The 23,717-nt window shown below is 34.5% G+C and carries 24 protein-coding genes; 10 read left to right on the top strand and 14 right to left on the bottom strand.

Annotated elements, in window-relative coordinates; genetic code table 11:
• Positions 1-74: 74 nt before the first annotated feature.
• Complete coding sequence (gene typA / locus P8J93_08515) at positions 75-1,853, top strand: translational GTPase TypA (protein ID MDG2061841.1); 1,779 nt, start codon at positions 75-77, stop codon at positions 1,851-1,853.
• A 12-nt stretch (positions 1,854-1,865) separates the two neighbouring features.
• Here typA and P8J93_08510 read toward each other — a convergent pair whose 3' ends face one another.
• From P8J93_08510 to P8J93_08490, 5 genes are read right to left on the bottom strand one after another with little or no spacing between them, the layout of a single operon-like run.
• Positions 1,866-2,498: an SCO family protein gene (locus P8J93_08510; protein ID MDG2061840.1), complete on the bottom strand. Its 633-nt coding sequence runs from the start codon at positions 2,496-2,498 to the stop codon at positions 1,866-1,868.
• The gene (cyoE, locus tag P8J93_08505; GenBank protein MDG2061839.1) at positions 2,495-3,379 is read right to left on the bottom strand and encodes a heme o synthase; all 885 of its coding nucleotides are present in this window, start codon (positions 3,377-3,379) and stop codon (positions 2,495-2,497) included. Before cyoE ends, P8J93_08510 begins: the two co-directional genes overlap by 4 nt.
• Before the next feature lie 2 nt (positions 3,380-3,381).
• Entirely contained in the window at positions 3,382-4,356 is a 975-nt protein-coding gene (locus P8J93_08500; protein ID MDG2061838.1) for a COX15/CtaA family protein, read from the bottom strand.
• Between the two features lie 5 nt (positions 4,357-4,361).
• Positions 4,362-4,946 (bottom strand): hypothetical protein, encoded by a 585-nt coding sequence (locus P8J93_08495; GenBank protein ID MDG2061837.1) that lies wholly within the window; start codon positions 4,944-4,946, stop codon positions 4,362-4,364.
• Positions 4,936-5,697 carry an SURF1 family protein gene (locus tag P8J93_08490; protein ID MDG2061836.1) on the bottom strand — a complete coding sequence of 254 codons (762 nt, stop codon included), beginning with the start codon at positions 5,695-5,697 and terminating at the stop codon, positions 4,936-4,938. The genes P8J93_08495 and P8J93_08490 overlap by 11 nt, the downstream gene beginning before the upstream one ends.
• A 5-nt stretch (positions 5,698-5,702) precedes the next feature.
• On the opposite strand from P8J93_08490, the gene P8J93_08485 reads away from it, so the two are divergent.
• Positions 5,703-5,903, top strand: coding sequence for a DUF2909 domain-containing protein (locus P8J93_08485; protein MDG2061835.1), 201 nt, complete (start codon positions 5,703-5,705; stop codon positions 5,901-5,903).
• Here the strand turns inward: P8J93_08485 and P8J93_08480 are convergent, their stop codons facing one another.
• The 7 genes from P8J93_08480 to purE all read right to left on the bottom strand — a co-directional run bounded on the left by P8J93_08480 (position 5,904) and on the right by purE (position 12,133).
• The gene (locus P8J93_08480; protein MDG2061834.1) at positions 5,904-6,851 is read right to left on the bottom strand and encodes a cytochrome c oxidase subunit 3; all 948 of its coding nucleotides are present in this window, start codon (positions 6,849-6,851) and stop codon (positions 5,904-5,906) included. It lies immediately after the preceding gene.
• An 11-nt stretch (positions 6,852-6,862) separates the two neighbouring features.
• Entirely contained in the window at positions 6,863-7,420 is a 558-nt protein-coding gene (locus tag P8J93_08475; protein MDG2061833.1) for a cytochrome c oxidase assembly protein, read from the bottom strand.
• Positions 7,417-9,006: a cytochrome c oxidase subunit I gene (gene ctaD / locus P8J93_08470; GenBank protein MDG2061832.1), complete on the bottom strand. Its 1,590-nt coding sequence runs from the start codon at positions 9,004-9,006 to the stop codon at positions 7,417-7,419. The genes P8J93_08475 and ctaD overlap by 4 nt, the downstream gene beginning before the upstream one ends.
• Positions 9,007-9,023: 17 nt before the next feature.
• Positions 9,024-10,082, bottom strand: coding sequence for a cytochrome c oxidase subunit II (coxB, locus tag P8J93_08465; protein MDG2061831.1), 1,059 nt, complete (start codon positions 10,080-10,082; stop codon positions 9,024-9,026).
• A gap of 202 nt (positions 10,083-10,284) precedes the next feature.
• Complete coding sequence (gene aroE, locus P8J93_08460) at positions 10,285-11,097, bottom strand: shikimate dehydrogenase (protein ID MDG2061830.1); 813 nt, start codon at positions 11,095-11,097, stop codon at positions 10,285-10,287.
• A gap of 4 nt (positions 11,098-11,101) precedes the next feature.
• On the bottom strand, positions 11,102-11,638 hold the full coding sequence (locus tag P8J93_08455; protein MDG2061829.1) for an L-threonylcarbamoyladenylate synthase: 537 nt from the start codon (positions 11,636-11,638) through the stop codon (positions 11,102-11,104).
• 6 nt (positions 11,639-11,644) lie between these two features.
• Positions 11,645-12,133, bottom strand: a complete 489-nt coding sequence (purE, locus tag P8J93_08450) for a 5-(carboxyamino)imidazole ribonucleotide mutase (protein ID MDG2061828.1) — start codon at positions 12,131-12,133, stop codon at positions 11,645-11,647.
• A gap of 59 nt (positions 12,134-12,192) precedes the next feature.
• On the opposite strand from purE, the gene def reads away from it, so the two are divergent.
• The 8 genes from def to P8J93_08410 all read left to right on the top strand — a co-directional run bounded on the left by def (position 12,193) and on the right by P8J93_08410 (position 20,146).
• Positions 12,193-12,696 carry a peptide deformylase gene (def, locus tag P8J93_08445; protein ID MDG2061827.1) on the top strand — a complete coding sequence of 168 codons (504 nt, stop codon included), beginning with the start codon at positions 12,193-12,195 and terminating at the stop codon, positions 12,694-12,696.
• A complete protein-coding gene (gene fmt, locus P8J93_08440) occupies positions 12,693-13,628 on the top strand; it encodes a methionyl-tRNA formyltransferase (GenBank protein ID MDG2061826.1) in 936 nt (311 codons plus the stop codon). Before def ends, fmt begins: the two co-directional genes overlap by 4 nt.
• A 67-nt stretch (positions 13,629-13,695) precedes the next feature.
• Positions 13,696-15,060, top strand: a complete 1,365-nt coding sequence (trkA, locus tag P8J93_08435; GenBank protein MDG2061825.1) for a Trk system potassium transporter TrkA — start codon at positions 13,696-13,698, stop codon at positions 15,058-15,060.
• A gap of 11 nt (positions 15,061-15,071) precedes the next feature.
• Entirely contained in the window at positions 15,072-16,538 is a 1,467-nt protein-coding gene (locus P8J93_08430) for a TrkH family potassium uptake protein (GenBank protein ID MDG2061824.1), read from the top strand.
• A gap of 36 nt (positions 16,539-16,574) precedes the next feature.
• Positions 16,575-17,444, top strand: coding sequence for a lysophospholipid acyltransferase family protein (locus tag P8J93_08425; protein ID MDG2061823.1), 870 nt, complete (start codon positions 16,575-16,577; stop codon positions 17,442-17,444).
• Between the two features lie 51 nt (positions 17,445-17,495).
• The gene (locus P8J93_08420) at positions 17,496-18,854 is read left to right on the top strand and encodes a glycine--tRNA ligase (GenBank protein ID MDG2061822.1); all 1,359 of its coding nucleotides are present in this window, start codon (positions 17,496-17,498) and stop codon (positions 18,852-18,854) included.
• Positions 18,855-18,874: 20 nt separating this feature from the next.
• Positions 18,875-19,429, top strand: a complete 555-nt coding sequence (gene gmhB, locus P8J93_08415) for a D-glycero-beta-D-manno-heptose 1,7-bisphosphate 7-phosphatase (GenBank protein ID MDG2061821.1) — start codon at positions 18,875-18,877, stop codon at positions 19,427-19,429.
• A 3-nt stretch (positions 19,430-19,432) separates the two neighbouring features.
• Positions 19,433-20,146, top strand: coding sequence for a lysophospholipid acyltransferase family protein (locus P8J93_08410; protein MDG2061820.1), 714 nt, complete (start codon positions 19,433-19,435; stop codon positions 20,144-20,146).
• On the opposite strand, the gene gyrB is transcribed toward P8J93_08410, so the two are convergent.
• Both gyrB and recF read right to left on the bottom strand, forming a co-directional pair.
• Positions 20,143-22,620: a DNA topoisomerase (ATP-hydrolyzing) subunit B gene (gene gyrB, locus P8J93_08405; GenBank protein MDG2061819.1), complete on the bottom strand. Its 2,478-nt coding sequence runs from the start codon at positions 22,618-22,620 to the stop codon at positions 20,143-20,145. The two genes, P8J93_08410 and gyrB, sit on opposite strands and share 4 nt — an antisense overlap.
• A gap of 20 nt (positions 22,621-22,640) precedes the next feature.
• A complete protein-coding gene (gene recF / locus P8J93_08400; GenBank protein MDG2061818.1) occupies positions 22,641-23,714 on the bottom strand; it encodes a DNA replication and repair protein RecF in 1,074 nt (357 codons plus the stop codon).
• Between the last annotated feature and the right edge of the window lie 3 nt (positions 23,715-23,717).

Raw genomic sequence — 23,717 nt, 5'->3', positions numbered from 1 at the left:
AATTAAATTTCTTAAAAGATAAATAGAACTTCTCAATAATTCTCGTATAATCTCGCCCTTTTTAAGGAAATCAAATGTCTATCGACAATTTACGTAACATTGCAATTATTGCCCATGTAGATCACGGAAAAACAACTCTTGTTGACAAGTTACTTCAACAAACAGGCACTCTTAATAGAAAAAATATGTCTACAGAAAGGATTATGGACTCTGATGACCAGGAAAAGGAAAGAGGAATAACTATTCTTGCAAAGAATACTTCTATAAGTTGGAAAAATCATAGAATAAATATTGTAGATACTCCTGGGCATGCTGATTTTGGAGGAGAAGTAGAAAGAGTTCTTTCAATGGTAGATTCTGTTCTTTTATTAGTAGATGCTGTAGATGGGCCAATGCCACAAACAAGGTTTGTAACTCAAAAAGCGTTTGATCAAGGCCTTAATCCTATACTGGTAATCAATAAAATTGACAGGCCTGGAGCAAGACCTGATTGGGTCTTAGATCAAGTATTTGATCTTTTTGATAGATTAGGAGGTAATGATAGTCAGCTGGACTTCCCAGTTATCTATACCTCGGCATTAAATGGTGTTTCTGGACTAGATGAAAATAAATTGGCTGAAGATATGACACCCTTATTAGAATTGATCGTAAAAGAAGTAAATCATCCTAGAGTAAATGCTGAAGGCTCTCTTCAAATGCAAATAAGCGCTTTAGACTACAGCAGTTATGTAGGAGTTATAGGCATTGGAAGAATAACAAGAGGAAAACTTAAACCTAATGAACAGATCGTGGTCGCTGGTTCTGATGGAATTCAGAAAAGAGCTAAAGTACTTCAAGTAATGGGTTATAACGGACTTGACAGGGTTGAAGTGGCAGAAGCACAAGCTGGCGACATTGTCTGCATTACGGGAATAGATAAATTAAATATATCTGATACCATTTGTGATCCTGAAATGGTAGAACCTCTTCCTCCTCTAAATGTAGATGAACCCACCGTAAGTATGACTTTTCAAGTCAATGATTCTCCTTTTGCAGGCAGAGAAGGTAAATATATTTCATCTAGAAACCTGAAAGAGAGGTTAGAAACAGAACTAAAACATAATGTTGCTTTAAGAGTTGAAAAAGGTGATAGCCCAGACAAATTTATAGTTTCAGGAAGAGGCGAACTTCATCTATCAGTGTTGATAGAAAACATGCGAAGAGAAAATTATGAATTAGGAGTCTCAAAACCTGAAGTCATACAAAAGGAGATAAATGGACAAGCCCATGAACCCTTTGAAGAGATAGTGATAGATATAGAAGAAAAGCATCAAGGCCCTATTATGGAAGAAATGGGACAACGTAAAGCTGACTTAAGAAATATGGAACCTGACGGCAAAGGAAGAACAAAACTTGAGTTTATAGCCCCCTCTAGAGGAATGATCGGTTTCAGATCTCATTTCCTAACATTAACAAGTGGAACAGGTGTCATGACAAGCATCTTTGATCACTATGGACCAATAAAACAGGGCGAGATTTCTAAAAGGCAAAACGGGGTACTTGTCTCTATGGCATCAGGAAAAACCTTAGCTTATTCTTTGTTCAATCTCCAAGAACGCGGGAAAATGTTTGTCGGGCATGGGCTAGATATATACATAGGCCAAATAGTAGGACTTCACTCAAGAAATAATGATCTACCTGTTAACCCAACAAAAGCAAAACAATTAACTAATGTCAGAGCTTCTGGTACTGATGAGAACCTTATACTGACTCCACACATAGTCCACACATTAGAACAAGCTCTCGAATTTGTAGAAGAAGATGAGCTTGTGGAAGTGACCCCTAAGTCTATCAGACTAAGAAAAAAATCTTAGCTACACCGTTTCTTACTGCTTGAAAATAGCTCTCATGGCTGTCGTAATATTATCTTTATTATGCGGCGACCTAAAAAACCCTGCATAACCTGCATTAGGACTTATTATTACGATACTCCCTGAATGATCAACAGTATAAAAAGGATCTGCTGTATCGGCTACTGGCATGAAAGGGGCATTAACTTGAGTAGCCAGAGTATATATTTGATCTAAATCACCAGTCAATCCAGTAATATTTTTACTAAAATTAGCTAAATACTCTTTAAGTTTGTTCGGCGAATCTCTTTTAGGGTCTACTGAAATCATAAAAATTTTAAATTTTCCTTCATGGCCTCCTATAAGATCCTCCTCAATCCCAGACAACATTTTCATAGTTATTGGGCAAATATCTGGGCAAAAAGTAAACCCAAAGAAAAGAATATTCCATTGGCCCAGAAACTGATCAGGAAGAAATGTGCTTTCATTCGAATCTACCAAGATAAACCCTTCTAACTCTCTATTAGGAGAAATTAAATATAGACCTAAATCTTTAAAGTCCTCTATGCTTAACTCCTTGTCAATGGTCATCCTGTTAACAAACAAGCCCAAGATGAGGGCCATAATGCCTATACAGCTAAATATGGTCCACATAAAACTCTTTCTCATATTAAGAGCACCCTATCTATGAGCATTACAATAAAAAGTAGGGCTAAATATATGATAGAAAACCCAAATGTCTTCATGGCGTGTTCGTTAGAATTATCAAAATAGAGCTTTAAGGAATGGTATAAAAATAATACTCCCATTATTAATGCACTAATGAGATAAAAAATTCCAAACATGCCTATACTGAAAGGAAGTAGTGTTGAGACAATGAGAAGCAGTGTGTATAAAACTATATGTTGTTTAGTAAATTTTATACCTCTTTGAACTGGCAACATAGGTATTCCAGCTTCCTTATATTCATCTACCCTGTTTATTGCTAGAGCCCAAAAATGAGGAGGTGTCCAAGCAAAAATAATGAGTACAAGTAACCAAGCTTCTTGATCTAGCTCTCCAGTTACTGCTGTCCAGCCCAGTAATGGAGGCATCGCGCCTGCTATACCTCCAATGACTATATTCTGACTAGTCAAAAATTTTAAATATCTTGTATAAATAAAAGCATAAAATATGAATGTTAATGAAGTCAAAGCCCAAGTTAAAAGATTTATATAATAAACAAGCAAGAAAGTTCCCAAAGCATATAAAATAATAGAAAAATAAATAGCCGATGATTGAGAAATTTCTCCTTTTACTATAGGCCTTTCAGACGTGCGTAGCATTTTGGCGTCTATTAAAACATCATGAATATGGTTAATAACTGCAGCCGAGGCTGCTATTAAACTAATTCCTAAAAGCCCAAAAATCAAAGTGCTAAGTTTTAATAGAAAATTATCTGCAATCAGCATACCGGTGATGCAAGACACAAAAAGTAGGGCCTGAACTCCTGGCTTAGTAAGCTCTAGATAAGATCTCCAGATAGCAGCATTATTTGAAATTACACTCATTTCTATTCCCTAAACCTTAACACAGATAGATAATTTATAAGAAAAAGGCCACCTAGATTATGCCCTACAGCTACCAATAAAGGTAAGCTAAATAGAACATTAGAAATGCCCAAGACCAATTGAAATATCAATGCTAGCAGAAGGCCTAGACTCAACAAAAGGTAGCCATTGGAGAAGAATACCCAAGCCAGTCCGGAAAGATATAGGGTAATAACAATAGCTCCATATCTATGCGCTAAATGAATAGCAACTCTTGATTCATGATCAAGCAAGCCTCCTAAGAAGTTCGGACCAAAAACTTGAAATAAATTAAATCCCTTTTTAAAGTCAGCTTCAGGCCAAAATACTCCTTGGCAAGTAGGAAAATCTGGACAGGATAGAGCTGCGTAGTTTGTGCTTGTCCAAGCCCCTAAAAAAATCTGAAAAGTGACCAAGAAGATTCCTATAGAAATTAATTTTAGAATCGAATTAGATAAATTCCATTTTTTCCGAGCTTGACCATAAAAGTCTTTTATTTTAAAAAATAAAACCCACAATATTACTGTTGCAACAAAGCCAGCTAAAAGATGGCTGGTCACTACTTGGGGCCACAATTTAAGACTAACTGTTAAATATCCAAAAAGTCCTTGCATACAAACCCAAAGCACTAGAAACCCTGAAAGGGTCCTAATGTGTTTGGGGAAATCATGTTTTTTTATAATAGATAGATATATTCCTATAATGAAAAGTCCTAAAAAAGCAGCAAAGTATCTATGAATTACTTCTGGTATAGCTTTTGCTAATTCATAGGGACTGTCAGGAAATCTTTCATTAGCCAAAGATATATCTTCTTGATTTATAGGAATGGTTATAAACCCATAACACCCTGGCCAGTCAGGACATCCTAAACCTGCATCAGCTAATCTAGTCCACGCACCCAAAGCCACAACCATAAAAGCAAATACGCCTGAAAATAATGTTAAAGCTTTTGTAAACAATTTAATTATCCAATCTTAGAGTTTTTTAATAATTTCTTTAGATCTTCTAGTAATTCACCACCTGGCAAGTCAGGTGTGTAGACCATCAGCCCGTTCCCCAAAGGATCAAATAATATATAAACTCCATCTTGATTTAATTCTTTTACGATATCAGGTAAGTTCAATGAAGCCATGGAAGCTATCATTAGTTTTGGATACTCAGAAGATATTTTTTCTAAATCTTTTTTACTTAGTTTTGTTTTCTCAGTTGTAATTAAATATCTAGCAAGCCTATTTCTATCTTTAGACAATCTAGTATTTACTTGTCTTGCCTTATACAAAGAGCTCCAACAAGATTCTTTACAACCTTCATTAAGCATGTGCAAAACTAACCATTTTTTTGGCACTTTAGAAATCAAAGGGCCTTCTTGAGCTTTAAGATTTAATAAGCCTATATCAATAGGCTCCTCTAGAAGAATCCCATTATTTGTCCTTCCCTCAGGTGAGAAACCACTATAAAAAAAATAAGTACTTATAAAAAGAACAGCTATAGGGAGAAAGAAGATTGTCATAGCTTTAACCCTTTGAATATTTTGCAAACTAATTTTCATATTTCTTTTTTACTCCAAAATATATAAAAGATATGATCAAAACAAGGCTTAGACCAAACCATTGAAGCGCATAACCAAAATGCCTACTTGATTTAAATTGATAGGGCTTCCAGATTGGTTCAAGTGCCATATTTGAAGCTGCGGAAAGCTGAACAATAGAATTATTCAACCCATATTTTTTTAAATCATTAAAAGCCTGATCAAATGTTAACTCTTGAACTTTTTTAGGCCAGCTTTCAGTTTTAGGCTCTTCTTTTAAATTTAATCCAAATCTATTAAAAGGGCTTATTATTCCCTGAATAATAACAGGGTTTGTAGATAATTTTTCTTCGTAAATTTTACTTAAAGCGTCTTCATCAGCCCATCCTCTATTTATTAAAATATTTTTACCTTGAACAGTTTCAAATAAAGTAAATATTTCATACCCTTTTTTATTTCTATAAATTCTATTATCTAAAATATAGGATTTAAGCTTATATTTTCCTTTTAAAATTATTGTTCTGTACCACAACTCTTCCAAAGGTTTTCTCTCAAATTCTAATTCTTCAAAAGGGACCATTACCTTCCTTTCTTCATAAGTTTTCCAAACTTCTTGTTTTTCAAATCCTCTGTCAATTTGCCACATTCCCAAATAAATTAGTATAGGGAAGAAAATCATAAAAAAGGTTGTCATGAGACCGCCTGGCTTAAAAGTTAAATGTCCTAAAAAATTAAGATTTTTAATAACCATATATGTATACTGTTGCATCATTCAATATGTACAAAGCTCTAATTATTTTCCTTATTCTAGCCATGCTAATTAGCTTATTCAGTGGCGCTTTTTTTCTTATCAAAGATAGAGGCACTACTAAAAGGGCCGCCTATAGTCTGGGCATTAGAGTGACTATAGCGGTCGTTTTATTCGCGACCTTAGTTTTTGGATTTTTAACTGGGCAAATTGGTCCGAATGCACAATAGTCACATTACATAAACAAAAGCTACAAGACAAACCCAAACGACGTCTACGAAGTGCCAATACCAAGAACCCGCTTCAAAGCCAAAATGATTATCTGTAGTAAAGTGACCATTAAGGCTTCTAAGAAGCATAACAGTTAAAATTATGGCGCCTAAACAAACATGAAAGCCATGGAATCCGGTTAGCATAAAAAAAGTTGTCCCATAAATTCCAGAATTTAAAGTTAGCCCCATATGATTATACGCCTCATAGTATTCCACTGCTTGTAAAGCCACAAATAAATAACCTAAGATCAAAGTAGAGCCTAACCAAATATTAAAACCTTTTCTATTATCATTCTTTAAGCAAGTGTGAGCAAAATGCACTGTCACGCTTGATGACAATAGAAGAACAGTATTCCATAAAGGAATCCATCCAAGTACACCTGTTAGTCCACCATGCGAATAAGCTGTAACTACAGACATTTCTTCGTCAGGTCCTTTAAAAATAACATCTCCACCACCTTGTGAGTTAGCAAGAGCCTGTTCTGGAGTTATCATTAAAGGCCAGTGTGCCTCAAAACCAGACCAGAGAATGTTTGTTATAGCCTTCTCTCCTTCACCCCCCAGCCAAGGAACAGAAAAGTTTCTTATGTAGGCTAAGGCAAAGAAGAAAGCAAAAAAGAACATCACTTCAGAAAAAATAAACCATGCCATACCAAATACATAAGATTCATTAAGCATGGGGTTATTCAAGCCCGCATGATTTTCTTTTATAGTCTGTCTAAACCAGACAAACATAGTGGTCCACATCATTCCAAAACCTACTAATAAAATAATATAGGCATTTGAATCTGTACCCATATTATTTACAGTATTTGAAGCTCCTATGATTAAAGTAAGCATGGTAAGAGCCATTAAAAATGGCAATTTACTTGACTCAGGAACATAATAAGCTTGTTCTGACGACATTTTATTCTCCATTAGAGCTCTGCTAAGAGCTTATTAGCAGCTAAATCAGTTATATCAAAAATAGTATACCCCAAACTTAAAGAGCCAATATCATTAGGTATTGCAGGATCAACGATAAAACGAACTGGCAATTCAATTGACTCTCCTGCATGTAAGAGTTGACTTTCAAAGCAGAAACATTCCGTCTTATGAAAATATTTCGCGCCTCTTCCAGGAGAAACACTTGGTATAACTTGAGCAACCATATCTTCATCTGTTGTATTCTTAAAAACAAAGAAAACTTCTTTTTGCTCTCCTGTCATAACCCTTGTTTGATTAACCCTTGATTTAAATGTCCAAGGCATAGATGCATTATTATGAGTAACAAATTGCACCAAAACTTCTCTATGGTTTATTATTTCTTGCGATTCTTTGCTCAAGAATGAAGGACCTGTTACTTTTCCATTCAACCCAGTTATGTCACAAAATACGTCATAAATTGGTACAAGTAAAAAACCAAATGCAAACATTCCGACTGTGGTCAAAAATAGAGATTTTACTGTTTTATTCTTTTCTTGAATCAAAACTATTTAACCTGTGGTTGGACAGTAAAAGTATGATACTCGGGAGGCGAATTGAGCGTCCACTCTAGGCCTAATTCACCAGCCCCTTCCCAAACTTCCGAATTAGCCTTCTTCCCACTCCTAATTGATTTCAAAACAATATATAGGAATAGTAGCTGAGTTAGGCCAAACAGAAATGCACCGACGGTTATTAAGGCATTAAAATCTGCAAATTGGAGCGCGTAATCAGGATATCTTCTAGGCATACCTGCTAAGCCAACAAAATGCATGGGGAAAAATGTGATATTTACAGAAATAAACGATAACCAAAAATGCAATTTTCCAAGCGTCTCATCATACATAATACCAGTCCATTTTGGTATCCAGTAGTAGACACCTGCAATGATCCCAAATAATGCTCCTGGAACCAAAACATAATGAAAATGAGCAACAACAAAATAAGTATCATGGTATTGAAAATCAGCCGGCACTATTGCTAACATTAATCCTGAAAAACCCCCTATCGTAAATAGAGCAACAAAAGCTATCGCAAACAACATAGGTGTCTCTAAGGATATAGATCCTTTAAACATTGTAGCAATCCAGTTAAAGACTTTTACTCCTGTAGGAATAGCTATAAGCATTGTGGAATACATAAAAAATAGTTCACCTGCCAAAGGCATGCCAACTGTAAACATGTGGTGAGCCCAAACTACAAAAGACAATATAGCAATGGAGGCCATTGCATATACCATGGAAGTGTACCCAAAAAGAGGTTTTCTTGAAAACGTTTCTATAATATGCGAAGCAATTCCGAAAGCCGGCAGAATCATAATATACACTTCTGGATGGCCAAAAAACCAAAAGATATGTTGAAATAGAACTGGATCTCCTCCTCCTGCCGCACTAAAAAAACTAGTACCAAAATGTATGTCCATTAACATCATAGTTACAGTTCCTGCGAGCACAGGCATAACAGCTATTAACAAATATGCAGTTATTAACCAACTCCACACAAACATAGGCATTTTCATAAGTGTCATGCCAGGCGCCCTCATATTTAAAATAGTGGTTATTATATTTATTGAGCCTAAGATAGAAGAAGCTCCCATCACATGTACCGAAAATATAAAGAAAGTTACTGTATCTGGTGCGTATGTGGTTGATAAAGGCGCATAGAAAGTCCAGCCAAAGTTAGGTCCTCCTCCTTCCATAAATAAGGTTGAGATTAATATTCCAAAAGCCATAGGAAGAAGCCAAAAACTTAAATTATTTAACCTTGGTAGAGCCATATCTGGCGCGCCTATTTGCATAGGAAGCATCCAGTTTGCAAGGCCCACAAATGCCGGCATAATTACCCCAAAAACCATAATTAATCCGTGGTTAGTTGTCATCTGATTAAAGAACTCTGGGTCTACGATCTGCAAGCCAGGCTCAAACAACTCTGCCCTTATAACCATTGCCATGGCACCGCCTATAAACAACATTAAAAAACTAAACCAAAGATATAGAGTGCCTATGTCCTTATGATTTGTGGTAAAAAGCCACCTGGTTAATCCTTTAGCCGGCCCGTGATGCCCATGATCTTCATGGGTTTCTACTATTGTACTCATCCTCTTTTCCTATAAATTTATAATTTGATTCTTTTTTTATATTCCACGATATCTTTAGGGGTAACTATTTTTCCATCCCCATTCTCAGCATTAGACCAGGCATTGCGTGAGTATGTTATTACTGCCGCAATATCTACTTCGTTCAATTGCTTGCCAAAAGCTTGCATAGCGTAAGTGGGCCCAACTCCTTCCATTAAAATCTCAATTTGCCTAGACGCGTCATTCATCACTATGTCACTTCCTGCTAAAGCAGGAAAAACAGGCGGTATTCCTTGCCCATTAACTTGATGGCAAGCAACACAATTTTTTGCATATACTTTTTCTCCTCTTTCAAACAATTCATCCTTAGTCCAGTCTTTTTCTGTTAAAAGTTTTTCTGACTCTGCTAAAGCTAATTTTTCGGCTACCCAAGCGTTATACTCATCCTTTTCTACAGCCCTTACTACTACTGGCATAAATGCATGATTAATTCCACATAACTCGGTGCAATTACCTCTGTAAATCCCTGGTTCCGGGACATTGGTCCAAGCTGTATTTATAAATCCTGGAATAGCATCTTGCTTAACTGCAAAGTCTGGAACCCAAAAAGAATGGATTACGTCATTCCCAGTTATGAGAAATCTTACTTTTGTATTTATAGGAATAACTAAAGGCTCATCTACCTCTCTTAAGTAGAGCTCTCCTTTTGGAATTTTATTATAAATAGCTTCTTGATCAGTTGCTAAATTACTAAAAAAAGATATATCGTCTTCTAAATATTTATACTGCCACTTCCACTGATACCCGGTGACCATGATGTTAATCTCACCCTCCGAATCATCATACGCCTTAACAAGAACTTGGGTTGAAGGAACGGCCATAACTACTAAAATTAAAGTAGCGGCAATCGTCCATCCTATTTCAAGCCAAAAATTATCATCAAACTTAGCTGCAATTGCGCCCTTTGATTTTCTGTACTTAAAGATAGACCAAAACATAACTCCAAAGACAACGACTCCTATCCAGACACAGATCCAGAAAATTAACATGTGTAGATCAAAAATCTCTAAGCTTGTTTCGGTTACTCCTCTTCGCATGTTGTAAGGGGATTCGGCAAGCAAAGATAATGGGAAAAGCCCAAGAAGAAAAACTAAAGACCTGTGAAAGAAAAATTTAAATAATTCCATACATTAATATTTTTTTGGTAGGCGCCTTTGGATTCCGCGGGAATTTTATAACATGCGGACGATATCAACAACTTTATTTGTTAAATTTTTCTTTGTATTTACTTCCATGAAATTAATCTAGAAAGATTTCTTTTGAAACATTAGTTATTTCCGGTTGAACGCCTGTCCATATTTCGAAACTAAGGGCGGCTTGGCAGATTAACATTCCAAAACCATCATAGGATTCTTCTACCCCTAATTGATTAGATAGGCTAACAAATTTTGTCTTATTTATTTTTGAATACATTAAATCATAAGACCATTCGACTGATTTAAATGCATTTTTATTTATATGTAACTTAGACCCTTCTGCTTCAAAAGAAGAAGTGTTTATTATTGCGTCATATTTATCATGCGCAGCATCTAAACCTCCTCCTGTTATTAATATCTGCTCATTTGAAAACTCTTTTGCTAGAATTTCAGCTTTGTGCTTAGTTCTGTTTATTATGGATAGAGACATAGGCTTCATGCTTAATAGAGAAGGAAGGATTGACCTCGCCGAACCTCCTGCGCCTATCATCAGTATATGCTTGCCAGGCACTTTAAGATTCTTATCTTTTAGGTCACGAGCAAAGCCTTTGCCATCTGTTGAGTATGCTAATATTTGCTTATCTATAAAATGTAATGTGTTTGCTGCTTTAACTAAATTGCACTCTTCCGATTTGATATCTGCCGATCCATATGCACAACCCTTCAATGGTAAAGTTACATTTAATCCATTAAAACCCTTTTTAACAAGATCTAGAAGATTTGCAGTGAAATTAAATTCCTTCATATCTATAGGCTCATAGGTCAATTCAATTCCGGTCTGCAAAGAGAATGCTTGATGAATTTGTGGTGACAACGTGTGCCCTATAGGATGACCAATAACTCCCAGCTTTTTCATTTATTTATCTTCTTACAAAGTCTCCGGATAATAAATTTTGAATAGGCGTTGGCCTTTTCAGGCCCCCTAGCTCTCCTTCTAAGACACATATTCCTGGAAAATTTTCTCTTACTTCTTCTATTGTTATTGCTGGTTTTTTTCCATTGGGGTTAGCGGAAGTAGAAACGATCGCCCCTCCAAACCTACTACATAACTGGACTATAACTTTTTGATTACTTAACCTTAAGGCTATAGTTTTTTCTATCTGCAAATTTGGAAAGTTGGCTTCCTTTCTAGTTTCTACAATCCAGGTATGAGGGCCAGGCCACTTTGCCATAAGTTTAGTTTTATATAATTCTGTATCAACAAAATCATTAAAATGAATAAGCGAAGAAGCTAAAAGTATATAACCCTTTGTATCGTCTCTATTTTTTAGTTTCCTTAAATTAATTAAAGCTTCTTCATTGAAAGGATCACAACCCAACCCCCAGACTCCTTCTGTAGGATAAGCTATGCACTCTCCTGCCTTTAAAGCCTCAACTGCCTTTTTAATTTGCGGCATTATTAGTTATGCCAATTCTGAATTCTTCTTTTTTATAACTACCCTGTTTTCGAGCCTAATTTCATTTAGTTTATTGGCAACTTCATCAGATGATAAAGACAATATTTGGGCGGCTAGGAAAGCGGCATTAGCACTACCTGCCGAACCTATTGCCACTGTAGCAACTGGTATTCCCTTAGGCATTTGAACGGTGGATAAAAGAGCATCAAATCCGCTTAAAGGTCCCGCGTCTACAGGAACCCCTATCACGGGTTTTATAGTTTTAGATGCTATAGCTCCGGCTAAATGCGCTGCCAAACCCGCAAAAGCTATATAAACTTTTGTTTCGCCCTTTTCACATTCACTAACATGCTCTTCTAGGAGGTCAGGGGTCCTATGAGCCGATAAAATTCTCGTGCTAAATTCTATATTTAGCAACTCTAAGACATCAGTACATTTTTTAACTAAACCTAAGTCCGAATCAGAGCCCAGTATTATTGATATTGTTTTACTCATTTTTTCTCCATAAATATATCTTTATTCTAATATAATTACTATTTTGCTTAGAACATTAAATGTCACTACTAAAAATTTTAATTTTCCCTGACCGCAGACTTAGAACAGTGGCCAAACCTATATCAAAAATAGACTCCTCTATAGTTGATTTAGCAAATAATTTATTAGAAACAATGTACTCTAGCGACGGCATTGGACTAGCTGCTACACAAGTCAATATTCATAAAAGAATAATAGCAGTAGATACTAGCGAAGAAAAGAACCGTCCACTGATTTTAATAAATCCTTTAAAAAAGAATTTGGATAAAATCAAAAGTGTATATGAGGAAGGGTGTTTATCTGTACCTGGATTTTATGAACCAGTAGAGAGAAATAATAATGTAGAAATATCTTTCCAAAACGTTAAAGGAGAGCATCTAATAATTAAACCGGAAGGCCTAGAATCAGTTGTTATTCAACACGAAATGGATCATCTTGATGGTAAAGTTTTTGTAGACTATCTATCTAACCTGAAGAGGGAGATAATCAAAAAAAAATTAATAAAGGAAAGAACTAAAAAATGAAAATAATTTTTGCTGGCACTCCTTCCTTTGCTGCCTCTATACTTAATTCACTTTTAAAAACTAATTATGAAATTGTTGGTGTACTTACTCAGCCAGATAGCTTCAAAGGCAGGGGAAAGGTCAAAAAACCCTCTGCTGTAAAAAAGGTTGCAAATGACAACAGCTTAAAAGTCTTTCAGCCAACTCTTTTAGACGACGTAAGAATTGAAGCAGAAATGAAGAACTTAGACGCAGATCTTTTATTAGTCGTTTCTTATGGTCTTATTATTCCTAAAAAAATATTAAAAATAACTAAACTAGGTTGTATCAATATTCACGCTTCTTTATTGCCGGCATGGAGAGGTGCAGCCCCTATTGAAAGATGTCTTCTAAATGGTGATAAAGAAACAGGTATAACCTTCATGTACATGAATGAAGGCTTGGATACTGGTCCAATGCTAAGAAAAATAAAATGTAATATAGAAGCCAATGAAACAGCTAAAAGTTTAAAACATAAGCTTATGATGATTAGTTGTGAAAACTTAAAAGAATTTTTAGAAGACTTTTTTTTGAAAAAAATAAAAGCTAAAAAGCAAAATAATAAGATGGCAAGTTATGCAAACAAAATAAATTCTGAGGAAGCAAGAATTAACTGGAACTTGAGACCTGAGGAAATTATAAGATCAATAAGAGCTTTTAATCCCAAACCTGGGGCTTATAGTTTTCTAAACAAAGAAAGAATTAAGTTTTTCCAAGCTAGAACTATTCAAAGCTACCAATTTAAACTTCAACCTGGAGAATATATTAAAAATAAGCAAGGTTTTTTTATAGGTTGCCGAAGTAATGAATACATAGAAATAGAAGAAATTCAAATCCCTGGTAAGAGAAAGTGGACCAAAACTGATCTATTAAATACGGCCCATAAGGTGTTTGATAAATCTAATTTCTATTAATAAATAGGCAACAATTTATATAAAAGGGCTATAATAAATCATTAAAACTTATCTATTATAAATACAGTTGGAAATAGTTATTCTAGGAGCAGGTGCCGTTGGCAGCACCTTAGCAGATCTGCTTGCTAAAGAAAGTGAAGAAAATGATATTACGATTATAGATGCTAACCCTTCTTACCTTTCTTCCATAGAAGAACATGCGGATATAAAAACCATACAAGGTCACTGTTCTCACCCTGACGTATTAGTAAAGGCCGGCATTCAAAAAGCAGACATTGTGGTGGCTGTTTCAGGTAGCGATGAAATAAACCTTGTAGCTTGTTTGATTGCAAAAACTCTTTCCGCTAACATTAGAACCATAGCTAGGATAAGAGATGCTTCTTATGCCAAAAAGGATACTAAAGGCGCAATACTACAAATAGTAGATAAAATAATAAGTCCAGAACAACTTTTAACAGACTATATACAAAGGTTAATTGATACACCTGGATCTCTTCAAGTTTTAGACTTTGCCAATGGAAAGCTTAATTTAGTTGGAGTTAAAGCCGTGAGAGGAGGTCCGCTTATAGGCCACCATATTTCTGATTTAAAGAAACACATGCCAAAAGTAGATACCAGGATAGCAGCCATCTTTAGACAAGACCAAGCTGTTATTCCATCTGGCGATACTATTATAGAAGCAGGAGACGAAGTATTTTTTATTGCAAAAAAAAATGACATCTCGAGTGTTATAAATGAAATGCGAAAGAAAGAAGATGCCTATAAAAGAATTATGATAGCAGGAGGAGGAAAAGTCGGCAGTAGGCTAGCAAAAGCAATAGAGCATAATCACCAAGTCAAAGTTATAGAAACTAACAAAGAAAGAGCAAAATATATAGCTGGAAAACTTGAATCGACTATTGTTTTACATGGAGACTCTTCTGATAAATTACTTTTACATGAAGAAAATATAGAAAGTATGGATGTATTTGCTTCGCTAACTAATGACGATGAAGCTAATATTATGTCTTGCTTATTAGCAAAGGAAATGGGTGCTCATAAACTTATAGCACTAATTAATAACCCTGCGTATGTTGATTTAGTTCAAGGAAAAGGTATAGATATAGCTATAGCTCCATCACAAATAACTATTGGAACCTTGCTAGCAGAAGTTGCTGGGGAAGGAGTTGAAACTATTTATTCTCTTAGAAGAGGAGCAGCCGAAGCCATCGAGACAATAGTTAAAAAGAATAAAGACAAAGAAAAATGCGTGATAGGCAAAAGACTAGGAGAAGTATTGGTGCCTGATGGAGTTACAATTGGAGCTATTATGCATGATAATTATGCTAATATAGCCCATCATGACACTATCATCTGTGAAAATGATCATTTAATTCTATTTTTAACAGATAAAAGTATTCTACCCGAAATTAAGAGCATTTTTTCTCCTTAATAGTTAAAGGCATGCGATTAACATATACTTCTAGAATTTTAGGCTTTCTTCTCATTTTATTTAGCTTTACGCAGTTAATCCCTATAGGTGTAGCCTTTTTATATAATGAAATTCTTGAAATAAGAGGATTTGCCTATGCTTTTTGTATATCTATTCTGTCTGGGATATTATTGTTTTTCTTATCTAACAATAAGAAAGAAAATTTAAAAACTAGAGATGGTTTTATTATAACTGCCTTTTTCTGGACAGTTTTAGCACTTTTCGGATCTTTTCCTTTCTATTTCGCGCATTTTAACGACTTTTCTTTTGTAGATTCTCTATTTGAATCTATCTCTGGATTAACTACTACTGGTGCAACTGTTTTTATAGGCCTAGATGAAATGCCTAAATCTATTTTATTTTACAGACAATTCTTACAATGGTTAGGTGGCATGGGAATTATAGTTCTTGCCGTCGCTGTTTTACCATTATTAGGGATAGGTGGTATGCAATTATATAAAGCTGAAACGCCTGGTCCTTTGAAAGACTCAAAACTGACTCCTAGGATTACAGAGACAGCTAAAGCCTTATGGTATGTTTATCTATCAATGACAATTGCCTGCGGAGTTCTTTATTATTATACAGGTATGAGTGCTTTTGATTCTATCTGTCATTCTTTTTCTACCCTCTCTATTGGAGGCTTTTCTACTCATGATGAAAGTTTTGCTTTCTTTAGTCATTATTCTACGCAATGGGTAGCGATGCTCTTTATGCTCATTGCTGGTATGAATTTTGCCCTTCACTTTACAGCTTGGTCAAAAACTAAATTGAATAGGATTTATCTAGGTCATTATCTAGCAGACTCAGAAGTTAAACTATATTTTCTGATAATTCTTTCAATATTCATAGCCTCTGCTTTAGTATTGCACTTAAATTTTGATCAGAATGTGTCGAAAACATTCCAAGAAGCGGCTTTTCAATCTATATCCATAGCAACTACTACAGGTTTTCTTACAACTGAATACTCTAAATGGCCGACATTTGTTCCTATTATGCTGCTAACTGCTGCTTTTGTGGGTGCATGTGCAGGGTCTACAGGTGGAGGCATTAAAGTAATTAGAGCTTTGATACTCTTTAAACAAGGTACCGGAGAAATTATTAAGCTTATTCATCCAAATGCAATTTTATCTATTAAACTTGGTAATAAGCCATTATCAACTAAGATAGCTGCTTCAGTTTGGGGGTTTTTTTCTCTATATGTAGTTGTTTTTATTGTTATTTTTATGGCATTATTAAATCAAGGTAACGACTTTATAACTTCTTTTTCTGCCGTAGGAGCTACACTTAATAATTTAGGCCCTGGTTTAGGTAATGTTTCTGAGAATTATGCTGATATTACCTTAATTTCTAAATTATGGCTTTGTTTAGCAATGCTTCTTGGAAGATTAGAAATATTTACCCTTTTAGTTATATTGTCTCCTTCTTTCTGGAGAAAATGAAAATTGGATTACTAATAGATCTTATTTAATTTAAATATGAAATTTTTTTATAGGATTGCTTTTAATATCATAGGAGTAACTCCTTTAAGCGTTATTTACTTTATGGCAAAGATAATAGGCTCTTTATTGTTTTATCTTCAGAGTTCTTCAAGAAGGATCTCTGCATTGAATATCTCTTTATCTTTCCCTGATTTAAGCAAAAAAGACTCCCATAACTTATTAAAAAAAAGTCTTATTGAAAGTTCTAAGGGCTTTTTAGAAAATATTCTAGTTTGGTTCTCTACTAACAAGGCAAATACCTATTTTAAAATTACAGTAGAAGGCTTAGATAATATTAATGAAAGTCTAAAACTTAATAAAGGCGTAATACTTTTTACACCCCATCAAGGCAACATAGAAGTTCTCATTAATTTCTTATCGCATAACTTTGTATGTTCGATTCCTTTTACGAAGATTAAAAATTCTAATTTTAATGAAATGATTTTAGAAGCTAGAGAAGAAATGGGGGTTAATATGGTTGAAACTAATTTTAAAGGTATAAGAACTCTTATGAAGGCAATTAAAAAAAATGAAGTAGTTGCTATAGCATCTGATCAAGTGCCAAATATTGGTGGCGGAATTTTATCTAACTTCTTTGGAAGAAAAGCTTTAAGCATGACTTTAGTCTCAACCCTTGCAATGAAAACTAATAGTCCATGTCATTCTATGGTTTGCTTGAGAGAGGGGAATCAAGGCCATTTTAAAATTATCTTTAGTTCAAAGCTAGAACATATTGGAAATAACTTAGAAGAGGGCGTCAACTGCATGAACCAAGAACTAGAAAAATGTATAATGAATTATCCTGAACAATACGCTTGGGAATATAAAAAATATAAACATTCTTCAAATATAGATCCATACAATTAAAGAGTGTTAACGATAGTAAGTATTTACTTTAAGAAATTTAATTAAACGCCTATGGCTGCGAAAACAATGGATGAGCTGGTTTCTCTTTGTAAAAGAAGAGGATTTATTTTTCAATCTAATGAAATTTATGGAGGACTTCAAGGAACATATGATTTTGGTCCGTTGGGAGTAGAGCTTAAGAATAACCTAAAACAAACTTGGTGGAGATCTATGGTCTACGATAGAGATGACGTAGAAGGTCTGGACACTTCCATTTTAACGAATCCAAAAGTTCTAAAGTACTCAGGACATGAAGATACTTTTTCTGACCCTTTAGTAGATTGTAAAAATTGTAAAAGTAGATGGAGAGAAGATCATCTTAAAAAAAAGAAATGTCCTAACTGTGGATCTTCTGATCTGACCGTAGCAAGACCTTTTAACTTAATGTTTAAAACTAATGTTGGTCCTCTAGAAGATGAAAAATCTTTTGCTTATTTAAGGCCAGAAACTGCTCAAAATATTTTTACAAATTTTAAAAATGTAATGGATGCAACATCTCACAAACTCCCTTTTGGAATAGCTCAAATTGGTAAAGCTTTTAGAAATGAAATAACGCCTAGGAATTTTATTTTCAGGGTTCGTGAATTTGAGCAAATGGAATTAGAGTTTTTTGTGAAACCAGGTACAGATGACAAGTGGCATGAATCATGGATAGAAAATAGATTAGATTGGTGGGTAGATCAAGGTCTTAATAAAGAAAACTTAGAACTTTATGAAGTTCCTAAAGAGGATTTATCTCATTATTCTAAAAGAACTGTTGATATCATGTATAAATTTCCTCATGGCGTTGAAGAGCTTGAAGGAATTGCTAATAGAGCGGATTTTGATTTAGGTTCACATTCTAAAAACCAGGAAGAACTATCTTTAACTTCAAATACCATCGTGAATAAGCACTCAAACTCTAAATTAGCGATTCAAGATATGGAAACAAAAAAATGGAATGTTCCATTTGTGATTGAACCTTCGGCCGGCATTGAAAGGGGAATACTGGCTATACTTTGTGAAGCATTTAAAGTAGAAAAGCTAGATAATAACAAAGAAAGGGTTGTGCTCTCTTTGCTTCCTCATCTAGCTCCAATTAAAGCTGCCATCATTCCTTTAAAAAGAAATAATGAAGATTTTGTTAATGAAGCTTTAAAGATAAAAAAAGAACTACAACAGTTGCAACTAGGTAGAGTTGTTTTTGAAAACTCTGGAAATATAGGCAAAAGTTATAGGCGTCATGATGAAATAGGGACGCCCCTCTGTATAACTGTAGACTTTGAATCATTAGATCATAAAACTGTAACTTTGAGAGATAGAGATACAATGGAGCAAGAAAGGATAAAGATAGATGAAGTAGGTGAATTCTTCAAAAAAAAATTCTTATAAATATACAAAGAAACTCATAAATGAAGAACCCTAATAAAGTGCTTATACTGGACAGGGATGGTGTTATAAATGAAGACTTATGGGACTATGTTAAAGTGCCAGAAGATTTCAAACCCATTCATGGGAGTATAGAATCTATAGCCACACTTTATCAATCTGGATATAAAATTACTGTTGCCACAAACCAAGCCTGCATTGGTAAAGGAATTATTTCTGATGAAGAGTTGAAAAGAGTTCATAACTTTATGTTAGAAATAATAGAAGAGAAAGGGGGGAAGGTAGATTGCATAGCTTATTGCCCGCACTCCCCTGAAGAAAAATGTAACTGTAGAAAACCTGAAATAGGACTTCTAACAAAAATAGAAAATGAACTTAAAATTAATCTAGAAGGTTCATACTTTATCGGTGATAAAGAGTCAGATGTATTGGCAGCAAGAAATTTTGGCTGCATCCCCTTATTAGTGAAAACTGGTTATGGAAAAAAAACGCTAGAAAGCCCCTTTTGCCCAAAAGAAGAACATTGCTTTGAAGACCTAAAACATGCCGCTGCATATATTTTGAAAAATCCTCTGTAAATAATGATTTTTCTTAGATCATTCATTTTTTATATTGGGTATCTTGTTTCAGGATTTATTGCTGGGTTTTTTGCTACATTTATAGGTCCATTTATAAGTTTAGAAAGAAGGCTTAAAATTTTTTCAATGTGGCCTTTATTTGCTAACTGGTATTTAGGGAAGACTTGCAATATAAAAGTAATAATAGAGGGAAAAGAAAATATAACTAACAAGCCTTGTATTATTGTTTCCAACCATCAGGGCCAATGGGAGACGTTCTTTTTTCAATATCTTTTCTTTCCATTATGCACACTATTAAAAAAAGAATTATTGTTCATTCCCTTTTGGGGATGGGCCATGAAACAATTAGAGCCCATAGCTATAGACAGAAAAAAACCAAATTCTGCCTTAAAAACCATATTAAAAGAAGGGGAGAAAAGGCTTAATAATAATATGTTTATTCTTTTTTTTCCTGAAGGCACAAGGATGCCCGCAGGTGAGGTAAAAAAATACTCAAGAAGCGGGTTTGAATTAGCTCTTAAAACTAATATCCCTATTCTTCCCGTTGTTCATAATTCTGGGGATTGTTGGCCAGCTCATAGATTCTTAAAAAGACCAGGTACGATAAAAATTAGAATAGGTAAATCTTTGTTAGTTTCAAATACAAAAAAGGCTGCTATAGAAATTGAAAATTGGACAAGAATTAACTTAAAAGAAATAAGAGGTCTTGAGAGCTAAATATCTAGATTCACGACTAATTTAGCATTTTCATCTATAAATTGCTTTCTAGGTTCGACTTCGTCCCCCATAAGAGCATGGAACAAGTTATCAGCATTTTGAAGATCTTCTACACCTACTTGCCCCAATCTTCTTGCCTCTGGATCCATAGTGGTTTCCCAAAGTTGATTAGCATTCATCTCTCCCAGTCCTTTATATCTCTGAATAGAGAATGATTTTCTTGCCGCCTCTAATAGATTCTCAAGAGCTTCAGAAAAATCTGATGCTAAATATTTATTTTTATTATAAACAAAATAACTGTTTTCGTTTATTAAGGACAGTAAGTCCTCTCCAAATGTACAGATATCTTTATAAAATTTAGATTTAAAGAAATTATTATTTAATGCCCAGGAGTCCTCTGTTCCGTGACTAAGTAATAAAAAGGTTGGCTCATAAATATTTAGCTCAGTATTTTTATATACTTTAGTGTTCCATATAGCCCCACTTTGAGCTGAATTATTTAAACTTTTTTCTAGACTTTTACTCCATTTATTGACTTCTTTTTCGCTTTTTAAGTCAGGTAATTTTTTAATGTAGGCCATTCTTTCTAAAAGCACTTTTGGGTATCTATTAGAAAGGCCATCTATTGCTAATTTAAATTCATCGTTTTCTTTTATTAGCTTTCCTAAAGCCAATCCCGTTATAGACTCTCCTTTTTTATTTAATACTAATTCGCCCTCTTCAAGAATTTCAGTTATTAAATGATCTCTGAAGGCCACATCGTCCTTTAAATAAATTTCTTGCTTGCCTTTTTTTAACTTAAGCAGAGGTGGTTGTGCAATATAAATAAAGCCTTTCTCAATAAGCTCTGGCATTTGTCTATAAAAAAATGTTAGCAGAAGAGTTCTAATATGCGAGCCATCCACATCGGCATCTGTCATTATTATAATTCTTTGATAGCGAAGTTTTTCAATTTGCCACTCCTCACCCTTTATGCCACAGCCTAAAGCCGTTATAAGTGTAATTATTTCATCTGAAGATAAAACTTTATCTATTCTGGCTTTTTCTACATTTAAAATTTTTCCTTTAAGTGGCAATATGGCTTGAAATTTTCTATCCCTCCCTTGCTTGGCCGAACCGCCTGCCGACTCTCCCTCTACAAGATATATTTCACTGAGAGCCGGATCCTTTTCTTGACAATCAGATAGCTTACCGGGCAATCCGCCACCATCGAAAACTCCCTTTCTCCTAGTTAAATCTCTTGCTTTTCTTGCTGCCTCTCTGGCTCTAGCAGCTTCTATTATTTTCGTTGCAACTAATTTAGCTTCGTTTGGATTTTCTAGTAAATACTCCCTTAAGCTTTTATAGACTTCTTGTTCTACAACGGGCCTTACCTCCGAAGAAACTAATCTATCTTTCGTTTGTGAAGAAAATTTAGGGTCTGGTACTTTTACAGAAATAATTGCTGTAAGCCCTTCCCTAGCATCATCACCTCCTGCGGTTATTTTATTTTTTGTAAAAAAGCCTTCCTTCTCCATATAATTGTTAAGTCCTCTCGTGAGAGCTGTCCTAAATCCCACCAAATGAGTTCCCCCATCCCTTTGTGGAATATTATTTGTAAAGCATTGAATATTTTCTTGATATCCATCATTCCACTGAAGCGCAACTTCTACTGACATTCCATCTTTAGCATCTTGTATAAAATGAAAAATAGAATTTACTGTATTCCTTTTCTTGTTAAGAAAACCAACAAATGCTGCAAGACCTCCTTTATGTTTAAAGGTTTCTTTTTTTCCTGTTCTTTGATCTTCTAAAATAATTTCTAAACCCGAATTTAAGAAAGACAACTCCCTTAATCTTCCAGCTAAGATATCATAGTGAAATTCTATGTTAGTAAAAGTATCCTTTGATGGAATAAACCTAATTTCTGTTCCAGTTTTTTCAGTTTTACCAGCTTTCTTCAATTTTGATTTAGGATCTCCGTTAGAGTACATTTGTTGATATACGCTACCTTCTCTCCTAATAGTGAGCTCCAACTCATCAGAAAGTGCGTTCACAACAGAAACTCCTACTCCGTGGAGTCCGCCGGAAACCTTATATGAATTATCATCAAATTTACCTCCCGCATGAAGTTTTGTCATTATTACTTCTGCCGCTGAAACACCTTCATCTTTATGAATATCTGTAGGAATACCTCTTCCATCATCCTCTACAACCACGCTATTATCCGCGAGTATGGTTACTTTTATTTGAGAGCAGTGGCCAGCTAAAGACTCATCGATTGAATTATCAACTACCTCAAAAACCATATGGTGCAGACCTGTGCCGTCATCTGTATCCCCTATGTACATTCCAGGCCTCTTTTTTACCGCTTCCAGTCCTTTTAAGACCTGAATGCTAGTAGAGTCATAGTCAGCAGACTTTACTTCATTTTTTTTTACTGTTTTTGTTTGGTTTTTGACGGGTTTTGAAGTGCTTTTTTTCTGTTTCGCCATGAGGTTATTTTACAACATTTTTATATGAAAATCTTATTAATGTTTTTGCTTTTTTTATTTAAGCTGTTGACCCAATCTTTGCCGGTTGAAGTTAATATAGCTTGTCTTTTATTTTTAGACATTAGATCAATTGCTACATCCAAATTTTGTTCGTCTAATTCAGAACCTAAATCGTCTATCATAAGGAAATTTCTATGCCCTTGAATTTCTTCTACGATCTTTTGAACAGATAAAAAAACTAGTATTATCAATAACTTAACTTGTCCTCTTGATAAAAAGTCGTTTATAAGCTTATTGTTTTTTGTAAATATTAAGTCCGCCCTGTGAGGACCTACGCTTGTCCTACCTATAGCTATATCTTTAAATAATGAATTTCTTAACTCGCCCTTTAAACTTCTACCTTTTTTCCAACCCCATGAATAATTAAAAGTAATACCTTTTAAAAAATCTAAATTATAATCTTTAGAAATTTTCAGAAGACTTTCTTCTGTTGAAATTCTGAATATATTGAATACTTCGTTCTGGGACTTTCCTAATAAAACCCCATATTCCACAATCTTCTCCGTCCAAAATTCTAATTCCTTATTTTTTTGTCCTGATGCCAAAAGATTATTTCTTTGTTTTAGAGACTTTATATAGAAATTATATATTTTTTTAGTTTCAGGTTTCACGTGAAACATAATTTTATTAAGAAAATCCCTCCTTTGCTCTGGAACTCCTTCAACTAATTTAAACGAAGTATCATTTATTATGGAAGGTATTACGCTTATTGAAGATTTATTTAATTTGTTTTCTCCCTCTTTTATTTTAACCCTGACCCTTCCTGCAAGGGGCTTTTCTACATCTATTCTTATATTTTTTCCTTCTCTATTCTCCAATAAAGACACAACGAATCCAGAGGTTTCTTCTTTTATACAATTTATTAATCTTGAAGATCTATGAGACCTGCCTGAATAGGCTATATTTAAGGCTTCTAGGATACTAGATTTACCAGAACCGTTTTTTCCAATGATTAGATTTATACCTGGCTCGAAAGTAAAAGAATTCTTATTAAATAGTCTTAAGTTTGAAATGTCTGCTCTTATTAAAGCCATGTA

This window comes from SAR86 cluster bacterium, from assembly GCA_029268615.1.
GTDB lineage: Bacteria > Pseudomonadota > Gammaproteobacteria > Magnimaribacterales > Magnimaribacteraceae > JAQWNM01.
Note: the sequence above shows the minus strand (reverse complement) of the source record. Positions and strands in the feature narration are given on the sequence as shown.

Bases quoted from the DNA above. Each gene is read 5' to 3' on its own strand.
- typA (MDG2061841.1), top strand. From the start codon at position 75: ATGTCTATCGACAATTTACGTAACATTGCAATTATTGCCCATGTAGAT.
- P8J93_08510 (MDG2061840.1), bottom strand. From the start codon at position 2,498: ATGAGAAAGAGTTTTATGTGGACCATATTTAGCTGTATAGGCATTATG.
- cyoE (MDG2061839.1), bottom strand. From the start codon at position 3,379: ATGAGTGTAATTTCAAATAATGCTGCTATCTGGAGATCTTATCTAGAG.
- P8J93_08495 (MDG2061837.1), bottom strand. From the start codon at position 4,946: ATGAAAATTAGTTTGCAAAATATTCAAAGGGTTAAAGCTATGACAATC.
- P8J93_08490 (MDG2061836.1), bottom strand. From the start codon at position 5,697: ATGATGCAACAGTATACATATATGGTTATTAAAAATCTTAATTTTTTA.
- P8J93_08485 (MDG2061835.1), top strand. From the start codon at position 5,703: ATGTACAAAGCTCTAATTATTTTCCTTATTCTAGCCATGCTAATTAGC.
- P8J93_08480 (MDG2061834.1), bottom strand. From the start codon at position 6,851: ATGTCGTCAGAACAAGCTTATTATGTTCCTGAGTCAAGTAAATTGCCA.
- ctaD (MDG2061832.1), bottom strand. From the start codon at position 9,006: ATGAGTACAATAGTAGAAACCCATGAAGATCATGGGCATCACGGGCCG.
- coxB (MDG2061831.1), bottom strand. From the start codon at position 10,082: ATGCGAAGAGGAGTAACCGAAACAAGCTTAGAGATTTTTGATCTACAC.
- aroE (MDG2061830.1), bottom strand. From the start codon at position 11,097: ATGAAAAAGCTGGGAGTTATTGGTCATCCTATAGGGCACACGTTGTCA.
- P8J93_08455 (MDG2061829.1), bottom strand. From the start codon at position 11,638: ATGCCGCAAATTAAAAAGGCAGTTGAGGCTTTAAAGGCAGGAGAGTGC.
- purE (MDG2061828.1), bottom strand. From the start codon at position 12,133: ATGAGTAAAACAATATCAATAATACTGGGCTCTGATTCGGACTTAGGT.
- def (MDG2061827.1), top strand. From the start codon at position 12,193: ATGTCACTACTAAAAATTTTAATTTTCCCTGACCGCAGACTTAGAACA.
- fmt (MDG2061826.1), top strand. From the start codon at position 12,693: ATGAAAATAATTTTTGCTGGCACTCCTTCCTTTGCTGCCTCTATACTT.
- P8J93_08430 (MDG2061824.1), top strand. From the start codon at position 15,072: ATGCGATTAACATATACTTCTAGAATTTTAGGCTTTCTTCTCATTTTA.
- P8J93_08425 (MDG2061823.1), top strand. From the start codon at position 16,575: ATGAAATTTTTTTATAGGATTGCTTTTAATATCATAGGAGTAACTCCT.
- P8J93_08420 (MDG2061822.1), top strand. From the start codon at position 17,496: ATGGCTGCGAAAACAATGGATGAGCTGGTTTCTCTTTGTAAAAGAAGA.
- gmhB (MDG2061821.1), top strand. From the start codon at position 18,875: ATGAAGAACCCTAATAAAGTGCTTATACTGGACAGGGATGGTGTTATA.
- P8J93_08410 (MDG2061820.1), top strand. From the start codon at position 19,433: ATGATTTTTCTTAGATCATTCATTTTTTATATTGGGTATCTTGTTTCA.
- gyrB (MDG2061819.1), bottom strand. From the start codon at position 22,620: ATGGCGAAACAGAAAAAAAGCACTTCAAAACCCGTCAAAAACCAAACA.
- recF (MDG2061818.1), bottom strand. From the start codon at position 23,714: ATGGCTTTAATAAGAGCAGACATTTCAAACTTAAGACTATTTAATAAG.